Genomic DNA, 25027 nt, shown 5'->3' with positions numbered 1-25027 from the left:
GTGATGACCTTCAACGAAGGTATGGAGATCGACACGAGCAACACGTCGACCAGTGGGGGTGGCGGCTTCGGCGGCCGTGGCATCGCGATCGGCGGCGGCATGGGCGGTCTGGTGATCGTGGTGGTCGCCATGTTCCTCGGGGTGGACCCGAGTTCGATTCTCGGCCACCAGAACCAGGCGCCGCAGTCGAGCCAGGGCTCCAGCGCGTACGACCTGAGCAAGTGCAAGACCGGCGCCGACGCCAACAAATACCTGGAGTGCCGCATTGTGGCAACAGGAAACTCGGTGGACGGGGTGTGGTCGCAGCTGCTCAAGGGCTACCGGCCGCCGAAGATCCGGTTGTTCAGCCAGAGCGTGAACACCGCGTGCGGGCCGGCCACCACCGATGTCGGCCCGTTCTACTGCCCGGGCGACAAGACCGCCTATTTCGACACCACGTTCTTCCAGACCCTCGTCGACCAATTCGGTTCCAGTGGCGGACCTTTGGCGCAGGAGTACGTCGTGGCACACGAGTTCGGCCACCATGTGCAGGATTTGCTCGGTGACATCGGCAAGGCACAACGGGGGCCGAAGGGCGCCGAGGGCAACAGCGTGCGCACCGAGCTGCAGGCCGATTGCTACGCCGGCGTGTGGGCGCACTACGCCTCGACGGTGAAACAGAAGAGCACGGGCGTCCCCTTTCTACAGCCGTTGAGCGACAAGGACATTGCCGATGCCTTGTCGGCCGCCTCATCGGTCGGTGACGATCGCATCCAGAAACAGGCCACTGGCCGCGTGAACCCGGAGTCCTGGACACACGGGTCGTCGGCGGAGCGCCAGAAGTGGTTCACCACGGGCTACCAGACCGGTGACCCCAAGCAGTGCGACACCTTCAACGCACAGAACCTGGGTTAAGCCGCGGGGTGGATGCGCGCGATATAGACGTCGCGGGTGAAGATGCGTAGCGCTTCGGGTCCCGGCGGTGCGGTGGAGGTGTAGACCGCGCCCGATGGCGTGGTCAGCGCCATCAACCGCTCACCCCGATGCGGGGACTCCTGCCGCGCCAACCCAATCTCCGAGCCCAACGCGGCCCGCGACACCCGCGGACCACCCGCACGCGCCGTCTCGATCCGCCGCGCCTCCACCAACGCCGCCGCACGGGCCTGCTCGGCCGCCGCAGCCGCCTTCACCCGCTCGAGCTCAGCGATACGACCCAGCAACGACCCCTCGTCGGCGCTGGGGTCCACCAAACTTTCGCTCATACGTACTGCTTATCTGCTTAATTGGACCTATGCTGGTCAGCGTGGGTACTGCAGAGGGTGGCCCGGTCGTCGGAGTGGATTACCCGCGGACGTTTCAAGAGTTTCGGACCTGGTTTCCTGACGACGCGGCGTGTTTGGAGTATCTGGCGAATCTACGCTGGCCAGAAGGCTTTCGCTGCCCGGTATGTAGTGGCGACCGGGCATGGCAGACCTCGTCGCAGCATTGGAAATGCGTGGCCTGCGGCCGTAAGATATCAGTGACCGCCGGGACCATCTTTCATCGCACTCGCACGCCCCTGACCACGTGGTTTGCCGCTATCTGGCTGGTCACCTCGCAGAAGAACGGGGCCTCGGCACAGAACCTGCACGACATGCTCGGCCTGGGTTCCTACGAGACTGCGTGGGCTTGGCTGCACAAGCTGCGGCGGGCAATGGTGCGCCCCGATCGTGAGCTTCTTTCCGGTGTGGTTGAGGTCGACGAATCGTTCATCGGTGGCCGCGCCACTGGCCGCGACGGTGCATCCACGACCAAGGTTCCCGTGATGATCGCGGTGGAAAACCTTGGCACGCAGGTGAACCGGAAACTTCGCCTCGGCCGGATTCGGTTGGGTGTGGCCGATGCACCCGGGTCCAAACAGCTGGTGGATTTCGCTCGCAACACCGCCGAACCCGGGTCGCTGATCCGCACCGACGGTGCGCGCATGTTCCGCGTCCTAGCTGGCGAGGGCTACCGCCACGAATACATCTCGGGATACAACGCCCCCGAACCGGGCCACGTCACCCTGCCAGGCCCACATCGCATCGCATCCTTGCTCAAACGCTGGAACGCCGGCACGCACCACTACCGCGTCGAGCGTGAACACCTGCCGTACTACCTCGACGAATTCACTTTCCGGTTCAATCGCCGCAGGTCAAAGGCCCGCGGAATGCTGTTCTACCGACTGCTCCAACAAGCCGTGAATACCGACCCGCACCCGCTCAACGACCTCATCGGCGGCACCGAAGCCCAGGTCCGCGACGTCGAACCATCCCTCGACAATGATCAGGAGTTCTTACCTAGCAACACTTTTGGTGAATTCTGATCGCCAAGTCCACTTAAGCAGATAAGCAGTTCATACGTTCGAACCTACACCGCACCCCCGACACGGGGCCACCCCAAAGTCAGTTCCCCGAATCGATGACCACTTTGAACAAATTTCGTTAACATGTTCAAATGCCTGCCAAGCCGCCGACGCCCCGCACCATCTCGCCGGCACTGATCGAAGTCACCGCGGAAACGCTGCATCGTTTGGGGCCAAGGCAATTCAGCCTCACCGCGGTTGCCGAGGCCGCCGGCGTGTCACGCGGGACGGTGTACAACGCGCTCGGCGGTCGTGATCACGCCATCAGCGTGGCGCTGGACCACCTGGCGTCGACGTTCGTCGACGGCATGGCCGCCGAGATCGACAAGCAGTCCACGCTGGCCGACCAGGTGGCCGCCGCCGCCGTCTTGATCTGCGCCCACCGGCAGAGCTCCCCCTCGGCGCCGCAGAAGGGCATCAACGAGGGCATCGTCGTCCTGCTGCTCCGCAACATCGGTGAGGACCTGATGAAGCGCGCCGTCGAACTCTGGAAGCCGCGTGTCAAAGCCGCGCAGCGCGACGGTGAAATCGGCGCCGGAGTGGACCCTGCCCGCGCCGGCGAATGGATCGTCCGGGTGCTGCTGAGCTTCGAACTGCTCCCGCCCATCGGCATCAACCTCGACAACCCCCGCGCCATCCGGCGCTTCGTCACCGACCACATCATCAGTGGACTCACCGGAGAGGCACCGTGACCACACCCGACCACGAAGTGGTCATCATCGGCGCAGGGCCCGGCGGTATCGCCTCCGCTTACCTTCTGCAGCAGAAAGGTATTCACGACTTCGTCATCATCGACCGCGGTGACGACTTCGGCGGCACCTGGCGCGACAACCACTACCCCGGGCTCGCCGTCGACATTCCGTCGCTGTGGTATCAACTGTCGTTCGCACCCAATCCCAACTGGAGCCGGTTCTTCGCACCCGGGCCCGAAATCTACGCGTACCTCCGCGACACCGCTGACAAGCTGGGGCTACGTCCGCACCTGCGTGGTAATTCCGAGGTGGTCCGCCAACAGTGGGACGACGACGCCGGCCTGTGGCGGCTCTCCATCCGCAACCAGTCGGACGTGACGGCCCGCTTCCTGATCAGCTCGGTCGGCGGCTACGTGAACGCCAAGAACGTGATCGACATCGACGGCATCGAGGACTTCGAGGGCACCGTCATGCGGCCCAACGCCTGGGACGACGACTACGACGTCCGCGGCAAGCGCGTCGCGGTGATCGGCACAGGCTCCAGCGGGGTGCAGATCACCGGCGCATTGTCCGGGGTCGCCGCGAACCTCGATGTGTACCAACGCACCCCGGCCTGGGTACTGCCCAAAGTCGACTTCGACATCCCGCCGTGGCTACGGCGTCTGCTCAAAGTGCCGGGCTTCGTCGGCGCGGTCAACGTATTCGGGCGGCTCCTGATGGATGCGGCGATGGTCGCGCCGATCATCCACGTCTTCTCCCGGCTGCCCCGCAAGGCGCTGACCAAACTGATGCCCTTGTACGACGGCAACAGCCGCAACCTCTACCGGCTGCTGCTGCGCACCACCGTGCAGGACCCGGCAATGCGCAAGGCACTGCTGCCCCGCTACGGGATCATGGCCAAACGTCCGGTGATCTCCAGCGATTTCCTGCCGGCCCTGAACCATCCGGACACGCACCTGATCACCACACCGATCGAGCGGATCACCCGTGACGGCGTCCGCACCGTCGACGGAGTCGACCATCCCGCCGACCTGCTGGTCACCGCCACCGGCTACGAGTTGTGGACCGACCCGGAAACGTACCGGCCTGGAACCATCGTGGGCTCGAACGGCTTCGACCTCGCCGAGTACTACCGCGCTCACGGACTGCACGCCTACGCCGGTAGCGCCCATCCCCGGCTACCGAACCGGTGGGAGATCGTCGGCCCGCTCGGGTTCGTGGGGTTCGCCTGGATGGATTACGTAGAAACCGTTGCCGCCCACGCAGTTCGGCTGATCGACGAAGCCCGCCGCCGCGCCGACGCCCCGATCGTCGCGGTGAGCAATGATGCGTTCAACCGGTGGAATGCGCTGATGGACCGACGGGGTCGCACCGCCCACACCTACTACACCCGCGCCTCCGAACTGAACACCTACTTCGTCAACTCTCAGTACGAGACACCGTATTACCGACCACAAACCATTACCGGCGCAAGGATTTTCGCGCGGCGCTCGCCGCTCACGGACTATCAGTTCAGCGCCGTTCACGCAGCCAAGATCAGTGAGGAACTGAGCGCATGATCGATCAACCACTGGCCGGCAAGGTCGCGTTCGTCACCGGAGCCGCTCGGGGTCAGGGGCGTTCGCACTGTGTGCGGCTGGCACGCGCCGGCGCGGACATCGTCGCGATCGACGCCTGCGCGCCCGTGGCCGAGGCCAACGGATATGCGCCCGCGACGCCCGAGGACCTGGTCGAGACCGTGAATCTCGTGGAAGGCGAGGGCCGCAAGATCTACGCCAAGGCCGTCGACGTCCGCAACGCCGAGGGTCAGCAGCACGTGGTGGCCGAGGCCATCGAACAGTTCGGCCGCCTGGACATCGTGGTCGCCAACGCGGGGGTGCTGAACTGGGGACGGCTGTGGGAAATCTCCCCGCAGCAGTGGCAGGACACTCTGGACATCAACCTGACCGGGATGTGGAACACCATCCGAGCCGTGGTGCCCGCGATGATCGACGCCGGCAACGGCGGTTCCATCATCGCGACCAGCTCGGCCGCGGGCATCAAGGCGGTACCGGGTTGCGGCCACTACAGCGCCACCAAGTTCGGCGTCGTCGGCATGGTCAATGCGCTGGCAGTTGAGCTGGGTGAGTACGGAATCCGCGTGAATTCGATCCACCCGTACGGCACCGACACCCCGATGGGCAACGACCTGTCGATGTACCAGATTCTGCAGGATCACCCGAACTACATCCACAGCTTCTCCCCCGGCGCACTGCCGACGGATTCGCTGATCAAGCCGGACCAGATCTCCGACATCGTGGTGTGGCTGGCCAGTGACGCGTCGTCGTTGGTGACGGCCGCGCAAATCCCGGCAGACAAGGGCTATCTCAAGATTTGACCGGGTAACGTCAGTCGCCATGGCGAAGGGGAACGCCGGAGTGGCAAACAACAGTGCCGACGCGCAGACACGCGCCAGAGAGTTCATGCGCTCGGCCCTCGACATCCTCGGTGAGACCGGCCGCACCGAATTCACCGTCCTCGAGGTCGTGGAACGATCAAAGACGTCGTTGCGCGCCTTCTATCAGCACTTCGCCACCAAAGACGATCTGGTGCTGGCGCTGATCGATGCGATGCTGCACGAGTTCACCACGACGTGGCAGGCCGAGGCGGCGGAGCTGGAACCGAAGGCGGCGCTGCGTGCGCTGGTCGACGGCATCTGCGTGCCTCCCGCCTCCAGCACCCAGGACAGCATCAATCGTGGGCTGACCTTCTACCACGATCGCCTGGCGGAAACCATGCCCGACGACTATGGCCGAGTGCTGACGCCGTTGCACGCGCTGATCGTCGACATCGTCGAACGCGGCATCGGGGATGACACCTTTCGCCCGGGCCTCGACGTCGAAACCACCGCGGCACTGGTCATGCAGACCATCTTCGGCGCCCTACGGTTACGCGCACTCGGACCCGGCCTCGGGCTCACCCCGATCGGCAGCGACCGCATCTACGCGTTCTGCCTGCGCGCGTTGGAGAAGTAGCGTCAGAACAACGCAGGCTGCACCGCCCCGGCGGGCACTGCCGCCGGGGCGGTACGCACGGTGTCAGGTCTGTGTCCGCGGTTACCGAGGCCGTACCGGGCCACCAGCGGGGCCACCCGGGTGCGCAACCGTTCGCGGTACTCGGGGCCGAGATACGCTCCGCGACCGTACAATTCGCGATACCTGGGCAGGAGCTCCGGATACGCCGAGCCCAGCCAGGCCAGGAACCAGCCGCGGGTCGCGCCGCGCAGATGCAACCCGAACGCCGTCACGCCTGTGGCGCCCGCCTCGGCGACCCGCGACAACAAGGCATCGAGCTGGTCGACGGAGTCGGTGAGATACGGCAGTACCGGCGCCACCATCACATGGCAGCCGAGCCCCGCCTGCGCTATCGCCGAGATGAGTTCCAGCCGCGCGGCGGGCGTCGGTGTGCCGGGCTCGACTGAGCGGTGCAGATCCGGGTCCAGCATCGCCAATGACACGGCGACACTGACCCCGACCCGACCGTCGGCATCGACGATCAGTGGCAGATCGCGACGCAGCAGCGTGCCCTTGGTCAGGATCGAGAACGGTGTCCCGGAATCAGCCAGTGCCGCAATGATTCCGGGCATCAGCGCGTAGCGGCCCTCGGCCCGCTGGTAGGGATCGGTGTTGGTACCCAACGCGACCGCATCCCGCGTCCACGACCGCCGGAAAAGCTCGCGCCGCAAAACTTCTGCGACATTGGTCTTCACCACCAGCTCGCGGTCGAAGTCGTTTCCGGAGTCGAAGTCCAGATACTCGTGGGTGGGCCGCGCGAAGCAGTACCGGCAGGCGTGCGAACAGCCGCGGTAGGCGTTGACGGTGTAGCGGAACGGCAGATTCGACGCCTCCGGCACCTTGTTCAACGCCGACTTGCAGAGCACCTCGTGGAATGTGATGCCGTCGAATTTCGGCACCCGGACGCTGCGCACCAGCCCGAGGCGTTCCAGGCCGGGCAGGGCACCGTCCACTTCGGCCCGCGCTACCGCCTGCCCGTCCCACCGCATACTGCATTCGAACAATTGTTCGACCCGATGTCAAGCCTCGTCGTCGTCATCGTCGGGAGGACCCTCGACGAGCAACAGATGATCGATCACGGTCACCGTCTCGGGCGCCAGCCCCTCGCGCATCACGGCCTCCACCAACCGGGTCGCGACAGTTCGGAGCTTCACCTGGGTGGCCTGCGAACGCCATTTCAGAATCTCGAAGGCACGGTCGGCGTCGATGCCGTAGGCCGCCATGAGGATGCCCTTGGCCTGATCGATCACGGCGCGCGATTCGACCACCGACGCCATGGCCATGGTGAGATCGGACTGGATGCCGGAGGTGACGTCGATGTAGTAGCCGTGGGTGCCGGTGATCTCGCCATTCTCGTCGGTCATCCGGTCACTGACCACCACGACCCAGTGGATTTTTCCGCCGGAGTCGATGATGCGGTGCCGGCTGCTGAACAACCCGCCGGTCTGCACCCGCTCAAGGATCTCCGCAACCTTGGCCCGGTCGTCAGGATGCTTGTGGCTCAGCAGCAACTCGGTGGTGGGCTCCACTTCCCCCGGCGTGTATCCGTGCATGCGAGCAACCTCTTCGGACCACACCCACCGCTGCTCAGCGAGCCTGAACTGAAAACTGCCGACATGTTGAGTATGGCCGCCGCTGAAGACGGCAGCGACGTCCCAGGATTCGGATTCGGCGGTTTCGCCTTCGGGTTCACTCATGTCATTGTGGGTGGCAGGTAGCCGCAGCCATCCTAACGCGATACCGGGATTGTCGGCCCAGCTTGCCGCGTATGAGTCCCCCATGACGCGTATCGGTTACTTCCTCAGCTGTGATGCGACGTGCTCCAGGAGACGGCCTACACCTGAGCCGCTGCCTGGCGCTCGGTATGCGCACCGCCGGTGGCGAGCTCGCCGCCGGCGGATTCCAGGTGGGCACGGATGAACCACTGGAACTTCTCCAGTTCGGCAACCTGGCCGATCAGCATGTCCTGGGTGACGAGATCGAGCTCATCGAGTTCCTCGATCGCCTTGCGCGCGTCCTTGATGACGCCGTCGTAAACCAGATCGAGGGCGGCAAGGTGCGCCTGCGCGGTATCGCGGCCGATCGAGTAGTCGTCCCAGGTGCGGTATTTGAGGATCGCCCCCGGCGTACCGTCGGGCGATGCGCCGAGTGCCGCCAGCCGCTCCGCGGTCTGATCCGCGTAACCCCGCACCAGCTCGACCTGCGGATCGATCATCTCGTGCACGCCAATGAAATTGGGGCCCACGACATTCCAATGCACGTGCTTGAGCGTGAGATGCAGGTCGTTGTACGTGCTCAGCTGGTTCTGCAGCAGCACTCGGATACGGCTGCTCTGCTCTTCGGAGAGCCCTGGAATGGTGAATTCGCTCATCTTCAACTCCTCGGTGTCACCCCTCGGCCTACCCAGGGAGGCCGCGGTCAAAACACCGTTTAGCGCCAGCGCACTCCGGGTAACGCCCCGGGGTGACTGCTGTCGACGTCCCGGTGTTGCCGCAACGGCCGTTTCCCCCGCGCCGAAAGCGGTTGGGCGCCGTCCTCTACGGCCTCATCACCACGACAGACCACAAGCTGATCGGCCAGATGTATCTGGCGGCATCATTCGGATTCTTCTTCAGCGCCGGGATCATGGCGCTGCTGATGCGCACCGAGCTCGCGACACCCGGCCTCCAGTTCCTGTCCAACGAGCAGTACAACCAGCTGTTCACCATTCACGGCACGCTGATGCTGCTGCTGTATGCGACGCCCGTCGTGTTCGGTTTCGCAAACCTGGTGCTGCCGTTGCAGATCGGCGCGCCGGACGTCGCATTCCCCCGACTCAACGCGTTGTCGTTCTGGCTGTTCCTCCTGGGCGGCTTGGTGGTGCTGTCGGGGTTCATCGTCCCCGGAGGCGCGGCGGACTTCGGGTGGACGGCCTACACGCCGCTGTCCGACGTCGTGCACTCGCCGGGCACCGGCGGTGACCTGTGGGTCGTCGGCCTGATTCTGTCCGGGCTGGGTACCATCCTCGGTGCGGTCAACATGATCACCACGGTGGTGTGTCTGCGCGCGCCGGGAATGACGACCTTCCGGATGCCGATCTTCACCTGGAACATCGTGGCCACCGGCGTGCTGATACTCATCGCCTTCCCGATCCTGACCGCGGCCCTGTTCGGCCTGCTGGCGCAGCGACATCTGGGTGCGCACATCTACGACGCCGCCAACGGCGGCCCGATCCTGTGGCAGCACCTGTTCTGGTTCTTCGGGCACCCCGAGGTGTACATCGTCGCCCTGCCGTTCTTCGGCATCGTCACCGAGATCATCCCGGTCTTCTCCCGAAAGCCGGTATTCGGTTACACCACACTGGTTTACGCGACCTGGGCCATCACCGTACTCTCGGTGTCGGTGTGGGCGCACCACATGTTCGCCACCGGTGCCGTCCTGCTGCCGTTCTTCTCCTTCATGACGTTCCTGATCGCGGTCCCGACCGGCATCAAATTCTGGAATTGGATCGGCACCATGTGGAAGGGCCAGTTGACCTTCGAGACGCCGATGCTGTTCTCGGTCGGCTTCCTGGTGACCTTCCTGTTGGGCGGTCTGTCGGGTGTGCTGCTGGCCAGCCCGCCGCTGGACTTCCACGTCACCGACTCGTATTTCGTTGTGGCGCACTTCCATTACGTATTGTTCGGCACCATCGTGTTCGCCACCTATGCGGGCATCTACTTCTGGTTCCCGAAGATGTGTGGCCGGCTGCTCGACGAGCGCCTCGGCAAGCTGCACTTCTGGCTCACGTTCATCGGCTTCCACACCACTTTCCTGGTGCAGCACTGGCTGGGCGACCAGGGCATGCCCCGCCGCTATGCCGACTACCTGCCCGGCGACGGTTTCGTCACCCTCAACGTGGTGTCCACCATCGGGTCATTCATCCTGGCGCTGTCGATGCTGCCGTTCGTGTGGAACGTCTTCAAGAGCTGGCGTTACGGCGAGCCGGTCACGGTCGACGACCCGTGGGGCTACGGCAACTCCCTGGAATGGGCGACCACCTGCCCGCCGCCGCGGCACAACTTCACCGAATTGCCCCGAATCCGTTCGGAGCGACCGGCGTTCGAGCTGCACTACCCGCACATGGTCGAGCGGATGCGCGACGAGGCACACATCAGACGCTGATCACGCCGTCTGCCCCCGAGGTGAACGGTTACCGGCCTCGCCAGGGTCCATCAGGAACTCCACGAGGACCGCGGACAGCGCGCCGATGCCGTCGCGCGGCACCACCTCATACCCGTGCGTGCTCAGCGTCGGTAGACACAGTAACCCCGCGGTGGCCGTGTGGCCGTTCGATTTCGCGTGGGACGCATCGGATTCGAACGCGCCGAGGACGGCGGGCTGCGGGTCGGTACCCAGCTTGGCCGCCACCTCCATCAGACGGTCCGCGACCGACTTGTCATACAGGCACTGCGCGTCGCTGTAGCCGATGATCGGACCCCGCGAGACGGTGGTGCCGTATTCGGCTTCGGTGGGGCCGACCTCGAGCGCCAGGGTCAACTCACCGGGCAGGGATCGGCTGGCGTACGAGCCGCCCAGTCCGCCGACCTCCTCGCTGGTCGTACAGACGAAGTAGACGTCCTGCGGCGGCCGCTGGTCCTGCTGCCGCAGTTCTCGGGCAGCCGAGAGCAGGACCGTCAGCAGGGCCCTGTCATCCATGAAGTAGGAGCCGAGGTAATCGTCGATCTCAACGAGTTCACGCTTGCTCCGGTGGACACAGACTCGGGTACCGGGGCCGATACCGGCGTCGGCCAACTGCTCCGGCGTGCGGCCCGTGAACACATACACGTCAAGCCAGTTCAGCGCCTGATCACCACCGTCGGGCTTGGTCCGCCAGATTCGCGGACTTTCCTGGGTGGTGTGCTCGGATCCGACTGTGAGAACACCACATACGTGTTCCCGGTCACCCAGCATCAGCACCGGCCCGAGGCCGAAGTTACCGGGGTACATCGTGCCCAGCGGCGTCAATTGCACCCTGCCGTCGGGCTGAATGCGCTTGACGAGCATTGACAATTCATCCATGTGCGCCATCACCCGGACGGGCGAGGCCCCCTCATCGCTGGACGAGGAGTGCACCCGCCCGACCACGTTGCCCGCGCGGTCCACCCACACGCTGTCGACGACCGGTTCCAGCTCGCGCAGACAAATTTCCCGTACCGCGTCTTCCTGCCCGCACGGTCCATACGCCCACAGCAGTTCCTGCAGCAGTTCGAACATCGGCTCAGGTGGCGCTCGAGATCACGTCCCGCGCCCGGTCCAGCATCGCGGCGAACGGCCCGACGATGAGGTTCGCGGCCTGTGATTCCACTCCGGGGTGCGGCCTGGTCGGAGCGACCGCTTCGGCGAGCTTGGCGACCTCCCCCATGCGCTCGAGCTCCTTCGGCGACAGCTCGGCACCCAGCTTGGCGAACTCCTCGGCCTCCTCGTGCTCGGCATGCGCGATCACGGCGTCCCGGAGTTTCGTCAGCTTGCTCGTGAAGTCCTTGCTGTCGATGTCGAGCGACTCCAGCTCCGCGAGCGCCTTTTTCGCCGCGTTCTCTTCTTCCAGCCTGGCCTCGACGATCTTCTCCCCACCTGGCACCTTGTGCTTCGCGCGGGGATGGACGATCTCTTCCTCCGCCGTTTCATGCACTGCGAGAAGCCGGCGCAGATCGCGAAAAGCTCGCTCCCGCTCTTCGCCGGACAGCGCAAGGGTCTCCGTGAACAGCGACTTGATCTGCTCGTGCTGATCAGTGAGGAAATCGATCACATCGATCGGGGATTTGCCGGTGGTAACAGCCATGGTTCCTCCTGTGAATACGCGTTACGCGCCCGGGCTGTGAGCGCGTCCCTCACCGATTACCCGATGCGCTTCGGGTCAAACTGCACTCCGACCGCTGGAGCCCGGTCGCCGGCCGGCCTCACGGCCAATTCCGCAATGACGAACATCCCGCCGCCCAACTGGACAGCATCTGGGTGGCGAGCATCCCCTCCACCGCGTCGAACGCGCGAATACCGAACACCACGTCTCGATCGAGTTCGGGCTCGCGGGACAACAGGTCGGCGACGACCTCCTTGCGGACCACCTGCTCATGAACGGCATCCGCCTCCACGTGCTCGCGGTAGAAGTCGACGCATGCCACCGGAGCACCGAGCCTGTTGAGGCCCTTGACCATTCGTTGCGATGCCGGCGACGACGTCAGCTCGGTCGCGGCGAAGTGGCCGACGGCCGCACCCCGGAGGCGCCGATGCAGCCCGAACATCGACATCAGGTTCACCGCAGCCAGCGTGGGACCCGTGGCGTTGCCGAGATAGTGCAGGTATCTGTCGCTCATGCCCGCGGCACCGAGCAGGTCGGCGAACAACCGCTGATGCATGGTCCGGTAGCCACCACCACCGCCGTACTCGTCGTATTCCACGGCCACGAACGCGGCCTTCGCTCGGCCGGTCAGCCGAGGAATGACCCACGACTGCGGATCGGCTTCCTTGAGGTGATAGAGCGATCGGTGGGCGAAATACTCCTGCATCTGCGGCCACGTCGCCCGATCCCGCATGTAGACCGACAGACTCGTCGGGTCGACGGGCGCGGACTCACAGCGGTCGAGCTCGTCCTGCGCCGACGCATCATGCGGGATATCGCCGACAAGCCGGCGGACAGCGGCGAGAAACCGATCCTCGATGCGGTGACGAACATCGAGCAACGCGGGATTCCATTCCCACTTCTCGTCGGTGTCGGCGAAACCTCGATAATGCAGTTCGTAGCAGACGTAGAGCGCCAGCTGCAGATCGATCCCGAAGGGGTCGACCTCGCCGAGCGGTAGCTGGATGCGGGTCAGATAGGCCGACGGCAGCCGCTCGCCGAGCAGCTCGACGACCACACCCGACAACGGGCCACGGGGATCCGGGAGCAAAGGCTGGAGTAATTCATCTGTGCACATGGGAATTTCGCGATACCCGCAGGCGCGCGGCGTTAAACCCGGGTTTGGACCGGCCGGATCCGGGTAATTCCGGTGCACATGTCGCAACCGGCGCCCATCGAGGACTACGCCCTTGTCGGAGACCTCCAGTCGGCCGCACTGATCGATCGCCACGGCTCGGTGGATTGGCTGTGCCTGCCGCGTTTCGACTCCCCGGCATGCTTCGCCGCTTTGCTCGGCGGCCCCGATGCCGGTTGCTGGCAGCTGGGCCCAGCCAGCGGTGCGAGCGTGACCAGGCGCCGGTACCGAGCCGATTCGCTCGTACTGGAGAGCGAGTGGGTAACACCGGACGGCGTCGTCCGAGTCGTCGACTTCATGCCGCCCAGGGGCGAGCGCGCCGACCTTGTCCGCATCGTCGAGGGCATCAGCGGGCGGGTCGAGATGCGGATGTCCCTGAAACTGCGCTTCGACTACGGACACGTGGTGCCGTGGATCCGAGCGCACGGCGACGACGTGGTGGCGGTTGCCGGCCCGGACTCGATCTACCTGCGCAGTCCCGTGGAGTGCACCGGAGATCACCGGGAAAGGCACGCGACGTTCGCCGTATCAGTGGGCGAGAACATTCCGTTCGTGCTGACGCACAACCCATCCCATCTGTCGGCGCCGAAGCGGACCGAAGCCGGTCCCGCGCTGGGGGCCACCGTCAAGTTCTGGCGCGGCTGGCTCGGCCGGTGCCGCTATGACGGGCCCTGGGCCGACGAGGTCCGCCGGTCACTGATGTTCCTGAAGGCGCTGACGTATCAGCCGACGGGCGGCATCGTGGCAGCGGTGACGTCGTCGCTGCCCGAGCAGATCGGCGGCTCGTGCAATTGGGATTACCGCTACTGCTGGCTGCGGGACGCGACGTTCACTCTGCAGGCGCTGCTGGGTACCGGGTTCGACGACGAGGCCAGGGATTGGCGAGAATGGTTGGTGCGAGCGGTCGCAGGCGACCCGGCGAGCCTCAAGATCATGTATGCCGTCGACGGCGCGCGGCGCATCCCCGAGGTCGAATTGTCCTGGCTCAGCGGCTACCGGGGGTCTGCGCCGGTACGGATCGGAAACGCCGCGGCGGGGCAACTTCAACTCGATGTCTATGGCGAAGTCCTCGACGGCCTGCATCTGACGCGGGAAGCCGGCCTGCCCAGCGAATCCACGGCCTGGGACATCCAGTTGGGACTTCTGGACTTCTTGGAAGGTCACTGGCAAGAGCCTGACTGCAGCCTGTGGGAATTCCGTTGCGGTCAAAGACAATTCGTCCATTCCAAAGTGATGGCCTGGGCGGGTGTCGATCGCGCGATCCGCAGTGTGGAACACCACGACCTCGACGGTCCGGTCGACCGGTGGCGCCGCCTGCGGCAGGAGATTCACGACGAGGTGTGCCGAAAAGGCTACGACCCGGAGCTCGGATCGTTCACTCAGGCGTATGGAACCAAAGCCGTCGACGCCGCCCTGCTCCTGCTGCCCCGCGTGGGGTTTCTACCTTGGGACGACCCTCGAATCCGAGCCACCGTCGACGTCGTCCGGCGGGAGCTGGATCACGATGGCCTGCTGCTCAGGTACTCCGATTGCACCGACCTCAGTGGTCCGGTGTGCAATACCAACGCCTTCATCGCGTGCAGCTTCTGGATGGTCGACGCCCTCGATGCGACAGGCCGCCGAAGCGACGCGGTCGCCCTGTACGAAAGGTTGTTGAGCCTGCGCAACGACGTCGGCATGCTCAGCGAGGAGTACGACACCGAGCGTGGCACGCAGGTGGGCAACACACCGCAAGCATTCAGCCTGGTCGGGCTCATCAACAGCGCCCGCGGGCTCGCGGGCTCCCACACGGCGACATCGGCAACCGGCGAAGATCAGCGATTCTCGGTGTAGACTCCGACCACTTCGGGTATGCCCCGGCCATGCAGGGCGACACCGCGATCAAGACCATCACTGCGGCCGCTTATACCGTGCCGACCGATGCCCCCGAAGCTGATGGCACTTTCGCGTGGGATGCCACGACCGTGGTCGTCGTGGTGATCCGGGCCGGCGGTCAGTCCGGAGTCGGGTGGACCTACGGGCCGTCGGCGGTCGCAGACCTGATCCATACCTATCTCGCCGGCGTCGTGCTGCATCGGGACGCGATGGACATCGGCGGATGCTTCACCGCCATGGTCCGCTCCATCCGGAACGTCGGGCGTTATGGCGTTGGCGGCCAAGCGATCTCTGCAATAGATACCGCGCTCTGGGATCTCAAGGCGACATTGCTGGACCTGCCGCTCTACCGGCTCCTCGGCACCGACCGGACCGCCGTGCCGATCTACGGGAGCGGCGGCTTCACGACCTACGACGACCACCAGCTGGTCGATCAACTGCAGCACTGGACGACATCGCTCGGCACCCGCAGTGTCAAGATCAAGATCGGTGAGTCGTTCGGCGCCGAGGCAAAACGTGATCTGGCGCGCATGCGGACGGCCCGTGCCACTATCGGATCCGAGGTGGCGCTGATGGTGGACGCCAACGGCGGTTACTGCCGCAAGCAGGCGGTCCAGGTCATGCGTGATGCCGAGGACCTCGCCGTGTCATGGCTCGAGGAACCGGTGTCGTCAGACGACATCGACGGCCTGCGTGCGGTCCGTGACGCCGTCGACGCCGACGTGGCCGCAGGCGAATACGGTTACGACACTTACTACTTCCGGCGGTTGTGCGAATCACGCGCGGTCGACTGCCTGCAGGTGGACGCCTCCCGCTGCGGCGGCATCACCGGGTGGCGGCAGGCGGCCGCGGTCGCCGAGGCCCACGGACTGGACATCTCCGGTCATTGCGCGCCATATCTGCATCGGCACGTCGCGGCCGCCACGCCCAATCTCCGGCACCTCGAATGGTTTCACGACCACGTGCGCATCGAGCAGATGGCCTTCGACGGCACCGACGAACCGGCCGACGGCGCGCTGCCCGTGAGCGCTGATCGCAGCGGTACCGGCCTGACCTTCCGCGAGGCCGACATGTCGCAATACCGCGTCAGCTGAGCACAGCAAGGAGTCGAGTTGAATCAACCGAGAGAACTGATCACGGACCTGAAAGACCGCGTGGACGGCGAGGTCCGGTTCGATGCCGGCTCCCGCGCCGTCTACTCGACCGATGCGTCGAATTACCGTCAGCTGCCCATCGGCGTCGTGGTGCCGAGGACCCCGGAGGCCGCAGCCGAGGCGATTGCGGTGTGCCACGCACACGGGGTGCCGGTGCTGTCGCGCGGCGGCGGCACGAGCCTGGCCGGCCAGTGCTGTAACACCGCGGTGGTGCTCGACTGGAGCAAGTACTGCACCCGCGTCGAGTCCGTCGATGCCCAGACTGCAACGGCCATAGTCGAACCCGGCATCAAACTCGATGACTTGAACCGGCATCTCGCCCCCTATGAGCTGATGCTCGGTCCGAAACCATCGACGCACGTCAGTTGCACCATCGGTGGCATGATCGGCAACAACTCGTGCGGGTCGACGGCTCAGGCCTACGGCAAGATGTCCGACGCGGTCCGGCGCCTCGAAATCCTGACCTACGACGGCACCCGGATGTGGGTAGGCAACACCGACAATGCCGAGTTCGACAGACTCGCCGCCGGCACGGACCGCAAGGCGCAGATATACCAGGGCCTGCGCAGGATCGTCGACCACTACGCGTCCGATATCCGCGCCCAGTACCCTGACATACCGCGCCGGGTGTCCGGATACAACCTCGATTCCCTGTTGCCCGAGAACGGATTCCAGCTGGCCAGTGCGCTGGTCGGAAGTGAGAGCACGCTCGTCACCGTGCTCCGCGCCGAACTGCATCTGGTGCCGGTGCCGCCGGCCAAGTCACTGGTGATTCTCGGCTTCAGCGATGTGTGCGCGGCCGGCGACGCCGTGCCGGCGGTACTCGAGCATCAACCGGCCGCACTCGAAGGTATCGACGAGCGCCTGGTATCGCTCGAACACAGCCAGCACCTGGCCCGAAAGGCACTGAGGGCCCTGCCCGATGGCGCGGCGTGGCTCCTGGTCCAGTTCGACGGCAACGATCAGGACGAGGCGGACGCCAAGGCACAGCACCTGGTTCAGCAACTACGAAGTATCACCACGTCGCAACCGGTTGTCGTCGACGACGCCACCCGCATGCACGAACTGTGGGCGGCACGAGAGGCCGGGCTTGGCGCCACGGCATATCCGCCCGACGGCCCCGACACGCACGAAGGCTGGGAAGACGCTGCTGTGCCACCGGACCGGCTCGGCGATTACCTTCGCGATTTCCATTCGTTGCTCGAGCGCTACGACTACGGATCCTCCTCGCTGTACGGACATTTCGGCCAGGGCTGTGTGCACACCCGCATCCCGTTCGACCTGCGCACCGCCGCGGGCATCGAGCACTACCGCCAATTCACTTTCGACGCCGCACGTCTCGTCACCCGCTACGGCGGCTCACTGTCCGGTGAACACGGAGACGGGCAGTCCCGCGGAGAGCTGCTGTCGATCATGTTCGGCGACAACGTCGTCCGCGCGTTCGAAGAGACCAAAGACCTCTTCGACCCCGGCAACAAGATGAATCCCGGGAAGATCGTGCGGCCGTTCCGAAACACCGACAACCTTCGACTCGGTACCGGTTACCGGCCCATTGAGCCCGGGACCGCGTTCGCCTACCCCAGAGAGGGCAACCGGTTCAGCAATGCTGCCAATCGCTGTGTCGGCGTGGGCAAATGCCGCAGCGAGAAGTCCGCCGTGATGTGCCCGAGCTACCGCGCCACCGGCGAAGAGGAGCACTCGACGCGCGGCAGATCGAGGCTGTTGTTCGAGATGCTGCAGGGCGACGTCATCACCGATGGCTGGCGGTCGACCGAGGTGCGCGACGCGCTCGACCTGTGCCTGGCCTGCAAGGGCTGCCTGTCGGACTGCCCGGTCAACGTCGACATGGCCACATACAAAGCCGAATTCCTGCATCACCACTACCAGCGGCGGCTGCGACCGATGTCGCACTATTCGATGGGTTGGCTGCCGTTGCTGGCTCGGGCTGCCGCGACGGCGCCCCGTCCGGTCAATGCCGTCAGTCAGACCCGCGGGGTGTCGACCGCGCTGAAGAAGCTCGGTGGCATCGACCCGCACCGGTCGATACCGAAATTCGCGGCCACGCGCTTCACCGAATGGTTTCGGCAGCGCCCCAACGAAATCAACACCGCGCACCGCGGCGATGTCGTGTTGTGGCCCGATACCTTCACCAACTACTTCGACCCCGAGATCGCACAAGACGCGGTAGCCGTGCTCGAAGCCGCGGGCTTCACCGTGCATGTACCCAGGCGCACCGCGTGCTGTGGGCTGACCTGGATTTCGACCGGCCAGCTCGGCGTGGCCAAACGAGTGCTCCGCCGTACCCTGCGCCAGCTGCGGCCGGTACTGGAAGCCGGCATCCCCATCGTGGTCCTCGAACCCAGCTGCGCCGCGGTCTTCCGGTCGGATGCGCCGAACCTGCTCTACGGCGACGAGGACGCCCGTCGACTCGCCGGCCAGACGTTCACCATCGGAGAGGTGCTGCAGCGCAAAGCAACTGACTGGCAGCCACGGTGGTGCGGCGGATCAGCGATGGTGCAGCAGCACTGCCACCAGCACGCCGTCCTGCACTACGAGCACGAGCAGGACCTGTTGCGGCAAGCAGGCGTCGACGTCGAGGTACTCGATGCCGGATGTTGTGGACTGGCTGGGAATTTCGGTTTCGAGAAGGGTCATTACGACGTTTCGGTGGCGTGCGCCGAAGACCAACTGCTGCCGGCGATCCGCCGTGCGGACCCGGAAACGATCGTCGTCGCAGACGGTTTCAGCTGCCGGACCCAGATCGGCGAACTCACCGACCGTCCCCCGGCGCTGCACACCGTGCAGCTACTCGCAGCGGGACTGCGGCACAGCCGACAACAGGGCCACGACCGACAACAGGACGGTGACCATGAACCAGTCTGAGACGCCCATGCTCGATGCCCTCGTGCACTATCGCTCGATCGGCCAATACGGCTTCAGCCCTCCCGGGCATCGACAGGGGCGTGGCACCGACGCCCGCGTACTGGATGCGCTTGGCGTGCAGCCATTCTTGGATGACGTATTGGCCAGCGGCGGCTTGGACGACCATCGCAACTCAGGCGGATACCTGCGGCACGCCGAAGACTTGATGGCAGCCGCCGTGGGTGCCGACGTGGCGTGGTTCTCCACCTGTGGCAGCTCACTATCGGTGAAGGCCGCCATGCTGGCAGTGGCCGGAGGCGACGGCAGCCTGCTGCTGGGCCGTGACAGCCACAAGTCGATTGTCGCGGGCCTGGTGTTCTCGGGCGTGCTCCCCCGCTGGATCAGCCCTCGCTGGGATGCCGAGCGGCATCTGTCCCACCCGCCGTCGCCGCAGGATGTCGCCGACGGCTGGGAGCGCCATCCCGACGCCGCCGGCGCGCTGATCGTAAGCCCGTCCCCGTACGGCACCTGTGCCGACCTGGCGAGCATCGCAGAGGTGTGTCACGCGCGGGGCAAACCCCTGATCGTCGATGAGGCGTGGGGCGCTCACCTGCCGTTCCATGAGGGCCTGCCCACCTGGGCGATGGACGCGGGCGCCGATATCTGCGTGGTCAGCGTGCACAAGATGGGCGCGGGATTCGAGCAGGGTTCGGTGTTCCACGTGCAGGGCGACCTCATCGACGACCGGCGGCTCGCCGCGTGCGCCGACCTGCTGTCCACCACCAGTCCCAGCGTCCTGATGTACGCGGCGATGGACGGTTGGCGACGACAGATGGTCGAGGACGGACATCGATTGCTGGGCGCCGCGTTGCGGTTGGCCGACGATCTTCGTCGCGATATCGAGCACATCGACGGTCTTCACGTCCTCGATGACGAGTTGCTCGGTGTCGAAGCCTCCCACGACCTGGACCGGCTCCAGGTGCTGGTGGATGTCTCGGCGACCGGCGTGTCCGGTTACCAGGCGCAGCAATGGCTGCGAAAGCACCACCACATTGATGTCGGGCTCGCCGACCACCGCAGGATCCTGATCACGCTGTCCATGGCCGACGAGCCCGAGACCGTCCGGCCGCTGGTGCTGGCGTTGCGCCGGTTACCCACGGCAGTGGGCGATTTCGAGCCACCCCGTGAGGTTCAGTTGCCCTCGCCCGGCGAGTTGCAGCTGGAAACGGTGCAGTCGCCGCGGGATGTGTTCTTCGGCCCGGTCGAGACGGTGCCCGTCGAGATGGCTGCCGGAAGGGTGGCGGCCGAACAGATCACGCCATATCCCCCGGGCATACCGGCCATTGTCCCTGGCGAACTGATCAACGCCGCGGTGCTGGAGTATCTGCGAACCGGCTTGGCCGCGGGCATGTACCTGCCCGATCCGGCTGATCCCGAGCTGAAATCGGTCCGCGTCACTGCCCCACGGGTGTAGAACCGCGCTCCGCTGGGCAATACACAGGCAATGCACAACGGAGGACCCGCTCCCAGGAGGTATCTGATGAAAGACCCCGTCGACCATGCCCGCACCACCCGACCGCACGCCGGCGAGTCGCTCAAGGACGGCTCCAACGCCCCCGGCCTGCTGGCCGTCGCCGTAGCCGTTGTCGTCCTGGTGATCAGCCTCTACTTCTTCGCTTCAGGTCAGCCAGGTATGGGTGGCGTCGCCCTGGCGATCGCTGTGATCCTCGCCGCTGTGGGTGGCATCTGGCTCGCCTCACGGCACCGCCGGGTGCGGCAGCGCGAGCTGGATTACCTCCAGACGCATCCCGGCGCGCCTCAGACGCCGCCCACCAGTTGACCGGGCCTGCTCGGTGTTTTCCGGCCTTCCTGCCCGGGTATCCGCTCCGTCATGACACCAGAACAGTTTCCAGACGCCGTTCCGGATGCCGATGCTGCCGAGCAGTCACGCGACCTTCAAGAACAGGCACCCGACGACGAGACCGCGGTGAGCGGTCCGGCCGGGCCGCCCATGGAGGCAACAGCACACGACTGGCAAGAACAGACGGAAGTCGTCGACATCGACCCTGACGAAGACGATCTCGGCCGAGATGCCTGACATGGATGCTCCCATCCCCTATCCCGGGCACACCGTCGACATGGCAGACCCGCCACGCGACGAAATGCGCGAGTACGTCGGTCGCGGCCTCCTGAAGCCGACGCCGTGTTGATGACGGCCGCGCCCTCCGGCAGGTGCGGGAGCGCGGCCCTGGTCACCGGCTCGCCCAGTCACTCGCACAACGTCGCATCCGCGTGAACTGCGTTGCCCCCGGCCCGGTCTGGACGCCACTGATCCCGGCCACCATGCCGCAGGAGAAGGTCGAATCATTCGGCAGTAACGCGCCTTTCGAGCGGCCGGCCCAGCCCGACGAGATCGCCCCCTCATTCGTCTTCTTCGCCGCCGACCACCTGTCGTCGTACTACAGCGGTGAGGTGCTGGCGCCCCTCGGCGGCGAGACAATGCCGGGATGATGTTTGGGCCAGAGCCGCACGGGAAATCCCTGCCCCATGATCATTCGTAGGATCGCCCGTCCGCTTCTGGCCACTGCGTTCATCGGACAGGGCGTCGAAACCCTCGTGAACATCGACTCAGGGGCACAAGCCGTACGCCCCGCACTCGACGGCCTGAAGGACATGCCGGATCCGGTGGCCCGCAATGTGCCGTCGAACGCCGTCGCCGTGGCGCGGGCCACCGCGGCCGCTCAGGTCGGCGGTGGGCTGCTGCTTGCGACCGGACGTATTCCGCGCGTCGCCTCGGCGGTGCTCGCGGCGACGGTCATTCCCGCCAACTTGGGTAATCACATGTTCTGGGCCGAGAGCGATCCCGAGGCCAAAGCCGCGAAACGCCGTGGTTTCCTGGCCGACCTGAGCCTGCTCGGCGGTTTGATTCTGGCCGCGGCCGACACCGCCGGCAAACCGTCACTCGGCTGGCGGGGCAGGCGGGCCGCTCAGCGTGCGGCGGACGCCCTCTCATCCACAGTGCCTTCGAGGACCGAAGTCGCGCTCGCCCGGATGCCGGAGTTGGGCGAGAAGGTAGGCCACGGCGTCCAGACCGGTTTCGAGCACGGCCGCGAACTCGCCGGTGTCGCGCTCGACAAACTGGAAGACGGCCTCGAAAAAGCTGCCCCGTACGCGGAGTCTGCCTACCGGAAAGCTGCCCCATATGCCGAGTCTGCCTACCGGAAAGCCAGCGCACGTGCTTCGGAGTTGGCCGACACCGCACGAGAGCAGGCAACCGAATTGGCCAGTACCGCAGTCACAACCGCAAAGAAGGCGAAAGCCCGCGCCTAGCAGGCAGGAGCCCGGGCCTGCGGGCCCGGGCTCCTGCCCCTCGTACCGGCCGTGGCCGCCTGTGCATCAATACCAGTAGCGGCGTCCGGCGACAGCATGACCGGCGGCGCCGAGCAGCCAGAAGACCGCGCCGACCACGACGAGCACGATGCCCAGGACCCACAGCAGATAGATGTTGAAGACGAAGCCCAGAATGAGCAGTAGTACTCCCAAAGCAATCATGATGATCGTTTCCTTAACTCACGCGGTTGCCCGCATCGAACTTGGTTGCGGCAGTCGGCAATCGACGACCTTCGGATTGACCCCGGCGTAGTTCAACGGTCCGGCTACCACGGTCAGCGCGATACGCCCCGCTGAGCCGCAGCTGGTGTCGCCGCCGCGGAAATAGTCGCGTTGCCACGCCGCCAGTACACCGACCAGCAGCCAGACCACCACGATGACGCCCACGCTTCCTCGCAACATGGCTCCTCCTACACAGACCGCTTTGGTCTCAGGGAAACAAGTACCCATGCGCGCGCGGTGGCAAACTAACGCTCCCGCGAATTCTCCTGGCGAAGGCGTGTCGCCAGCTCCAGAAAGGCCGTGGCGGAATCGTTTCCGGCCGCCGCAGCCCGAATTCCCGGCCAGTCGAGCTGCTCACGAACCGCACGCGCGGCGGGCTCCGGCCGATATCAAACCCCGCCGGAGCCCGCGGGCGTTACCGGTTCGACACGTTTGCCGCCGGCGCTTCGCGGTTATATCGGAGAGGTTGAATGAGAGAGGAAGCCCGATGCTGAGCTCCGATATCTCGCGCCCATGCGCGGAAGTCTATCTGCCACAATCTGATTCGAGACTGCTGATCGAAACGATGCACAGCTGCTGCCGACCCGAGGGCATGCGGGTGGCCGATCTGTGCACCGGCAGCGGTGTCGCGGCGATTGCGGCGTCCGATGCCGGGGCGAGCAGCGTGACCGCCTTCGACGCCTCGCCGGCGGCCATCTCGGCTGCCCGTGTCAATGCCCGGCTCACGGGCAGCGTGATCGACGTCCGCCTGGGGTGCTGGTCGGCTGCCCTCGAACTGGAGCCGTTCGACCTCGTGTTGTGCAATCCGCCCTACGTACCAGCGCCCTCCGACGCCGATGCCGTCATTCCGGACGCGGGCGGCCCGCCGATGTCATTCAACGCGGGCCCCGACGGCCGGCTCGTCCTCGGCCCGCTGTGCAAATCCGCCCCCGATCTGCTCACACAGGGCGGCACCGTGCTCATCGTCCAATCGGAGTTCGCCGGCGTGCCGAACAGCATCTCCGCCTTGCGAGCCGGTGGGCTCCGGGCCCGGGTCGCCGCCCGCAGGACAATCCCCTTCGGCCCCGTGATGACTGCCCGCGCCCGCTGGCTGGAGGACGCCGGCCGGTTGCCACGTGGGCGACGGACCGAGCAGCTGGTCGTCATCGAGGCGGTCAAACCATGAGCAACACTCGGCGAGACGTTCGTATCGTGCCTCGCGGCCCCATACTCGTCCAGGGACCGGTCCAGGTTGAACTCGAGGACGGCACCCAGGTGTGTTCGGACCGATTCATGGTGGCGATCTGTTGCTGCCAGCGCAGCAAGGCATATCCGTGGTGCGATGCGAGTCATCGGCGGCAGACCCGGTCCACCGCCGATGACAGCGCCTCACGAAATCAGCAGCAGCCGACCTGAGCCCGCAGGTCTCGCAACGTGCGGTCCAGTATCCGGGACACGTGCATCTGAGAAACGCCGATCGAATCGGCGATCTGCCGCTGTGTCATCGCACCGAAGTAACGCAGGTAGAGGACCTTCTGCTCGCGCGCAGGCAGGGCGGCCAGCAGGGACTTCACCGATTCCCGATCCGTGACACGATCGAACCCGGCGTCCAGCTCGCCGAGGGAATCGCCGAGCACCTGCGATCGCGGGTCGTCGTCACTGATATTCACGTCGAGCGATTGCGGCTGATACGCCTTCGCGGCCACGATGCTCTCCACAACCTGACCCCGGTCGATGTCCAGCGCGTCGGCCAGCTCTTTGATGGTCGGCGCTCTCCTGAGGTCATTGGTCAAAAATGCGGTGGCACAGGCGATGTCATGCTGCCGGTCGCGAATCCTTCTGGGCACGTGAACTTTCCAGCCGTAGTCACGGAAGTAGCGACGCAACTCACCCATCATCGTCGGCAGAGCGAACGCGACAAATCTTGACCCTCGATCAGGATCGAACCGATTGATCGCCTGCAGCAGTCCCACGCGCGCGACCTGTATCAGGTCCTCGAGGTTCTCGCCCCGGCGGTCGAAGTGCCTCGCCACCCGGTCGGCCAGCGGGCAACACCGCAACACGATGCGTTCGTGCTGGCGGGCGTACGAGCCAGAATCGCGCGGCATTTTTCTCAGCACCGCGATCATGGTGATGACGTCCGCGTACTCGTCTTCAGTTTCGTGCGATTGGGACTCCGGTCCCGTCTCCTCTGCGACGCCGACGTCTGTCGGCTCGCCCACTTCACGGGCATCCTTTTCCATCAAAGAAATTGACATGCAGCACCCTCCAGGGGCTTCACAACACGCGCATGACGTCACCGAACCGCGGCGCTAGGCAGCCGGGTACACAGACATGTCAGGTACGTGTTGAATTCCGCCTCCAGGGCGGAACGGCGATTTGCCGATGTCGAGCTTGACCGCGGTCGGCGAAACCAGAGAATTTGGCCCGGTTCTGGACCCAATTC

General features: G+C 65.3%; 26 protein-coding genes and 1 pseudogene. 17 read left to right on the top strand and 10 right to left on the bottom strand.

Features of this window, described 5'->3' with window-relative positions; translation table 11 throughout:
- The first annotated feature begins 3 nt into the window (after positions 1 to 3).
- The gene (ypfJ, locus tag AC3WTE_RS18415) at positions 4 to 894 is read left to right on the top strand and encodes a KPN_02809 family neutral zinc metallopeptidase (RefSeq protein WP_459369898.1); all 891 of its coding nucleotides are present in this window, start codon (positions 4 to 6) and stop codon (positions 892 to 894) included.
- Here the strand turns inward: ypfJ and AC3WTE_RS18410 are convergent.
- Positions 891 to 1241 carry a hypothetical protein gene (locus tag AC3WTE_RS18410; RefSeq protein ID WP_492439718.1) on the bottom strand — a complete coding sequence of 117 codons (351 nt, stop codon included), beginning with the start codon at positions 1239 to 1241 and terminating at the stop codon, positions 891 to 893. The genes ypfJ and AC3WTE_RS18410 overlap by 4 nt on opposite strands.
- Positions 1242 to 1270: 29 nt before the next feature.
- Here AC3WTE_RS18410 and AC3WTE_RS18405 point away from each other — a divergent pair, with 29 nt between their 5' ends.
- The 5 genes from AC3WTE_RS18405 (at position 1271) to AC3WTE_RS18385 (ending at position 6068) form a co-directional block, all read left to right on the top strand.
- Positions 1271 to 2323, top strand: coding sequence for an IS1595 family transposase (locus tag AC3WTE_RS18405; protein ID WP_492439716.1), 1053 nt, complete (start codon positions 1271 to 1273; stop codon positions 2321 to 2323).
- Between the two features lie 131 nt (positions 2324 to 2454).
- Entirely contained in the window at positions 2455 to 3054 is a 600-nt protein-coding gene (locus AC3WTE_RS18400) for a TetR/AcrR family transcriptional regulator (protein ID WP_492439714.1), read from the top strand.
- Positions 3051 to 4613: a flavin-containing monooxygenase gene (locus tag AC3WTE_RS18395; protein ID WP_492439712.1), complete on the top strand. Its 1563-nt coding sequence runs from the start codon at positions 3051 to 3053 to the stop codon at positions 4611 to 4613. Before AC3WTE_RS18400 ends, AC3WTE_RS18395 begins: the two co-directional genes overlap by 4 nt.
- Positions 4610 to 5431 carry a mycofactocin-coupled SDR family oxidoreductase gene (locus tag AC3WTE_RS18390; RefSeq protein ID WP_492439710.1) on the top strand — a complete coding sequence of 274 codons (822 nt, stop codon included), beginning with the start codon at positions 4610 to 4612 and terminating at the stop codon, positions 5429 to 5431. Before AC3WTE_RS18395 ends, AC3WTE_RS18390 begins: the two co-directional genes overlap by 4 nt.
- 19 nt (positions 5432 to 5450) lie before the next feature.
- Complete coding sequence (locus AC3WTE_RS18385; RefSeq protein WP_492439708.1) at positions 5451 to 6068, top strand: TetR/AcrR family transcriptional regulator; 618 nt, start codon at positions 5451 to 5453, stop codon at positions 6066 to 6068.
- 2 nt (positions 6069 to 6070) lie between these two features.
- Here the strand turns inward: AC3WTE_RS18385 and AC3WTE_RS18380 are convergent, their stop codons facing one another.
- The 3 genes from AC3WTE_RS18380 to AC3WTE_RS18370 all read right to left on the bottom strand — a co-directional run bounded on the left by AC3WTE_RS18380 (position 6071) and on the right by AC3WTE_RS18370 (position 8478).
- The gene (locus AC3WTE_RS18380) at positions 6071 to 7096 is read right to left on the bottom strand and encodes an Rv2578c family radical SAM protein (protein WP_492439706.1); all 1026 of its coding nucleotides are present in this window, start codon (positions 7094 to 7096) and stop codon (positions 6071 to 6073) included.
- 30 nt (positions 7097 to 7126) lie between these two features.
- Entirely contained in the window at positions 7127 to 7804 is a 678-nt protein-coding gene (locus AC3WTE_RS18375) for a PAS and ANTAR domain-containing protein (protein ID WP_492439704.1), read from the bottom strand.
- Positions 7805 to 7941: 137 nt separating this feature from the next.
- Positions 7942 to 8478 (bottom strand): Dps family protein, encoded by a 537-nt coding sequence (locus AC3WTE_RS18370; RefSeq protein WP_492439702.1) that lies wholly within the window; start codon positions 8476 to 8478, stop codon positions 7942 to 7944.
- Between the two features lie 113 nt (positions 8479 to 8591).
- Between AC3WTE_RS18370 and ctaD the strand changes: the two genes are divergently transcribed.
- The gene (gene ctaD / locus AC3WTE_RS18365; RefSeq protein ID WP_492439895.1) at positions 8592 to 10250 is read left to right on the top strand and encodes an aa3-type cytochrome oxidase subunit I; all 1659 of its coding nucleotides are present in this window, start codon (positions 8592 to 8594) and stop codon (positions 10248 to 10250) included.
- Here the strand turns inward: ctaD and AC3WTE_RS18360 are convergent, their stop codons facing one another.
- The 3 genes from AC3WTE_RS18360 to AC3WTE_RS18350 form a co-directional block, all read right to left on the bottom strand.
- Complete coding sequence (locus AC3WTE_RS18360; protein ID WP_492439700.1) at positions 10251 to 11342, bottom strand: M42 family metallopeptidase; 1092 nt, start codon at positions 11340 to 11342, stop codon at positions 10251 to 10253.
- Positions 11343 to 11346: 4 nt separating this feature from the next.
- Positions 11347 to 11907 (bottom strand): hemerythrin domain-containing protein, encoded by a 561-nt coding sequence (locus AC3WTE_RS18355; RefSeq protein ID WP_492439698.1) that lies wholly within the window; start codon positions 11905 to 11907, stop codon positions 11347 to 11349.
- Positions 11908 to 12025: 118 nt separating this feature from the next.
- The gene (locus tag AC3WTE_RS18350) at positions 12026 to 13042 is read right to left on the bottom strand and encodes an iron-containing redox enzyme family protein (protein WP_492439696.1); all 1017 of its coding nucleotides are present in this window, start codon (positions 13040 to 13042) and stop codon (positions 12026 to 12028) included.
- Positions 13043 to 13120: 78 nt separating this feature from the next.
- Here AC3WTE_RS18350 and AC3WTE_RS18345 point away from each other — a divergent pair, with 78 nt between their 5' ends.
- From AC3WTE_RS18345 to AC3WTE_RS18310, 8 genes and pseudogenes are all read left to right on the top strand, one after another.
- Positions 13121 to 14932 (top strand): glycoside hydrolase family 15 protein, encoded by a 1812-nt coding sequence (locus AC3WTE_RS18345; RefSeq protein ID WP_492439694.1) that lies wholly within the window; start codon positions 13121 to 13123, stop codon positions 14930 to 14932.
- Between the two features lie 29 nt (positions 14933 to 14961).
- The gene (locus AC3WTE_RS18340; RefSeq protein WP_492439692.1) at positions 14962 to 16068 is read left to right on the top strand and encodes an enolase C-terminal domain-like protein; all 1107 of its coding nucleotides are present in this window, start codon (positions 14962 to 14964) and stop codon (positions 16066 to 16068) included.
- Positions 16069 to 16086: 18 nt separating this feature from the next.
- Complete coding sequence (locus AC3WTE_RS18335) at positions 16087 to 19011, top strand: FAD-binding and (Fe-S)-binding domain-containing protein (RefSeq protein WP_492439690.1); 2925 nt, start codon at positions 16087 to 16089, stop codon at positions 19009 to 19011.
- Positions 18998 to 20464, top strand: coding sequence for an aminotransferase class I/II-fold pyridoxal phosphate-dependent enzyme (locus tag AC3WTE_RS18330; protein WP_492439688.1), 1467 nt, complete (start codon positions 18998 to 19000; stop codon positions 20462 to 20464). Before AC3WTE_RS18335 ends, AC3WTE_RS18330 begins: the two co-directional genes overlap by 14 nt.
- A 66-nt stretch (positions 20465 to 20530) precedes the next feature.
- Positions 20531 to 20830 (top strand): hypothetical protein, encoded by a 300-nt coding sequence (locus tag AC3WTE_RS18325; RefSeq protein WP_492439686.1) that lies wholly within the window; start codon positions 20531 to 20533, stop codon positions 20828 to 20830.
- Between the two features lie 51 nt (positions 20831 to 20881).
- Positions 20882 to 21088, top strand: coding sequence for a hypothetical protein (locus tag AC3WTE_RS18320; protein ID WP_492439684.1), 207 nt, complete (start codon positions 20882 to 20884; stop codon positions 21086 to 21088).
- Between the two features lie 155 nt (positions 21089 to 21243).
- A pseudogene (locus tag AC3WTE_RS18315) lies at positions 21244 to 21501 on the top strand (SDR family oxidoreductase); the annotation flags it as partial.
- Positions 21502 to 21537: 36 nt separating this feature from the next.
- Complete coding sequence (locus AC3WTE_RS18310) at positions 21538 to 22320, top strand: DoxX family protein (protein WP_492439683.1); 783 nt, start codon at positions 21538 to 21540, stop codon at positions 22318 to 22320.
- 66 nt (positions 22321 to 22386) lie between these two features.
- Here AC3WTE_RS18310 and AC3WTE_RS18305 read toward each other — a convergent pair whose 3' ends face one another.
- Both AC3WTE_RS18305 and AC3WTE_RS18300 read right to left on the bottom strand, forming a co-directional pair.
- Complete coding sequence (locus tag AC3WTE_RS18305; protein WP_492439681.1) at positions 22387 to 22542, bottom strand: DUF6131 family protein; 156 nt, start codon at positions 22540 to 22542, stop codon at positions 22387 to 22389.
- Positions 22543 to 22560: 18 nt separating this feature from the next.
- Positions 22561 to 22779: a hypothetical protein gene (locus AC3WTE_RS18300; RefSeq protein ID WP_155899225.1), complete on the bottom strand. Its 219-nt coding sequence runs from the start codon at positions 22777 to 22779 to the stop codon at positions 22561 to 22563.
- 310 nt (positions 22780 to 23089) lie between these two features.
- Between AC3WTE_RS18300 and AC3WTE_RS18295 the strand changes: the two genes are divergently transcribed.
- The gene (locus AC3WTE_RS18295; protein WP_492439679.1) at positions 23090 to 23767 is read left to right on the top strand and encodes a HemK2/MTQ2 family protein methyltransferase; all 678 of its coding nucleotides are present in this window, start codon (positions 23090 to 23092) and stop codon (positions 23765 to 23767) included.
- Entirely contained in the window at positions 23764 to 23997 is a 234-nt protein-coding gene (locus AC3WTE_RS18290; protein ID WP_492439678.1) for a CDGSH iron-sulfur domain-containing protein, read from the top strand. The genes AC3WTE_RS18295 and AC3WTE_RS18290 overlap by 4 nt, the downstream gene beginning before the upstream one ends.
- On the opposite strand, the gene AC3WTE_RS18285 is transcribed toward AC3WTE_RS18290, so the two are convergent.
- Positions 23979 to 24839: a SigB/SigF/SigG family RNA polymerase sigma factor gene (locus AC3WTE_RS18285; protein ID WP_492439676.1), complete on the bottom strand. Its 861-nt coding sequence runs from the start codon at positions 24837 to 24839 to the stop codon at positions 23979 to 23981. The genes AC3WTE_RS18290 and AC3WTE_RS18285 overlap by 19 nt on opposite strands.
- Positions 24840 to 25027 lie beyond the last annotated feature (188 nt).

It is taken from the genome of Mycobacterium sp. FW102-FHT13B02 (assembly GCF_058790275.1).
The sequence above is the reverse complement of the archived record's forward strand: the minus strand, read 5'-3'. Positions and strand labels throughout refer to the sequence as shown.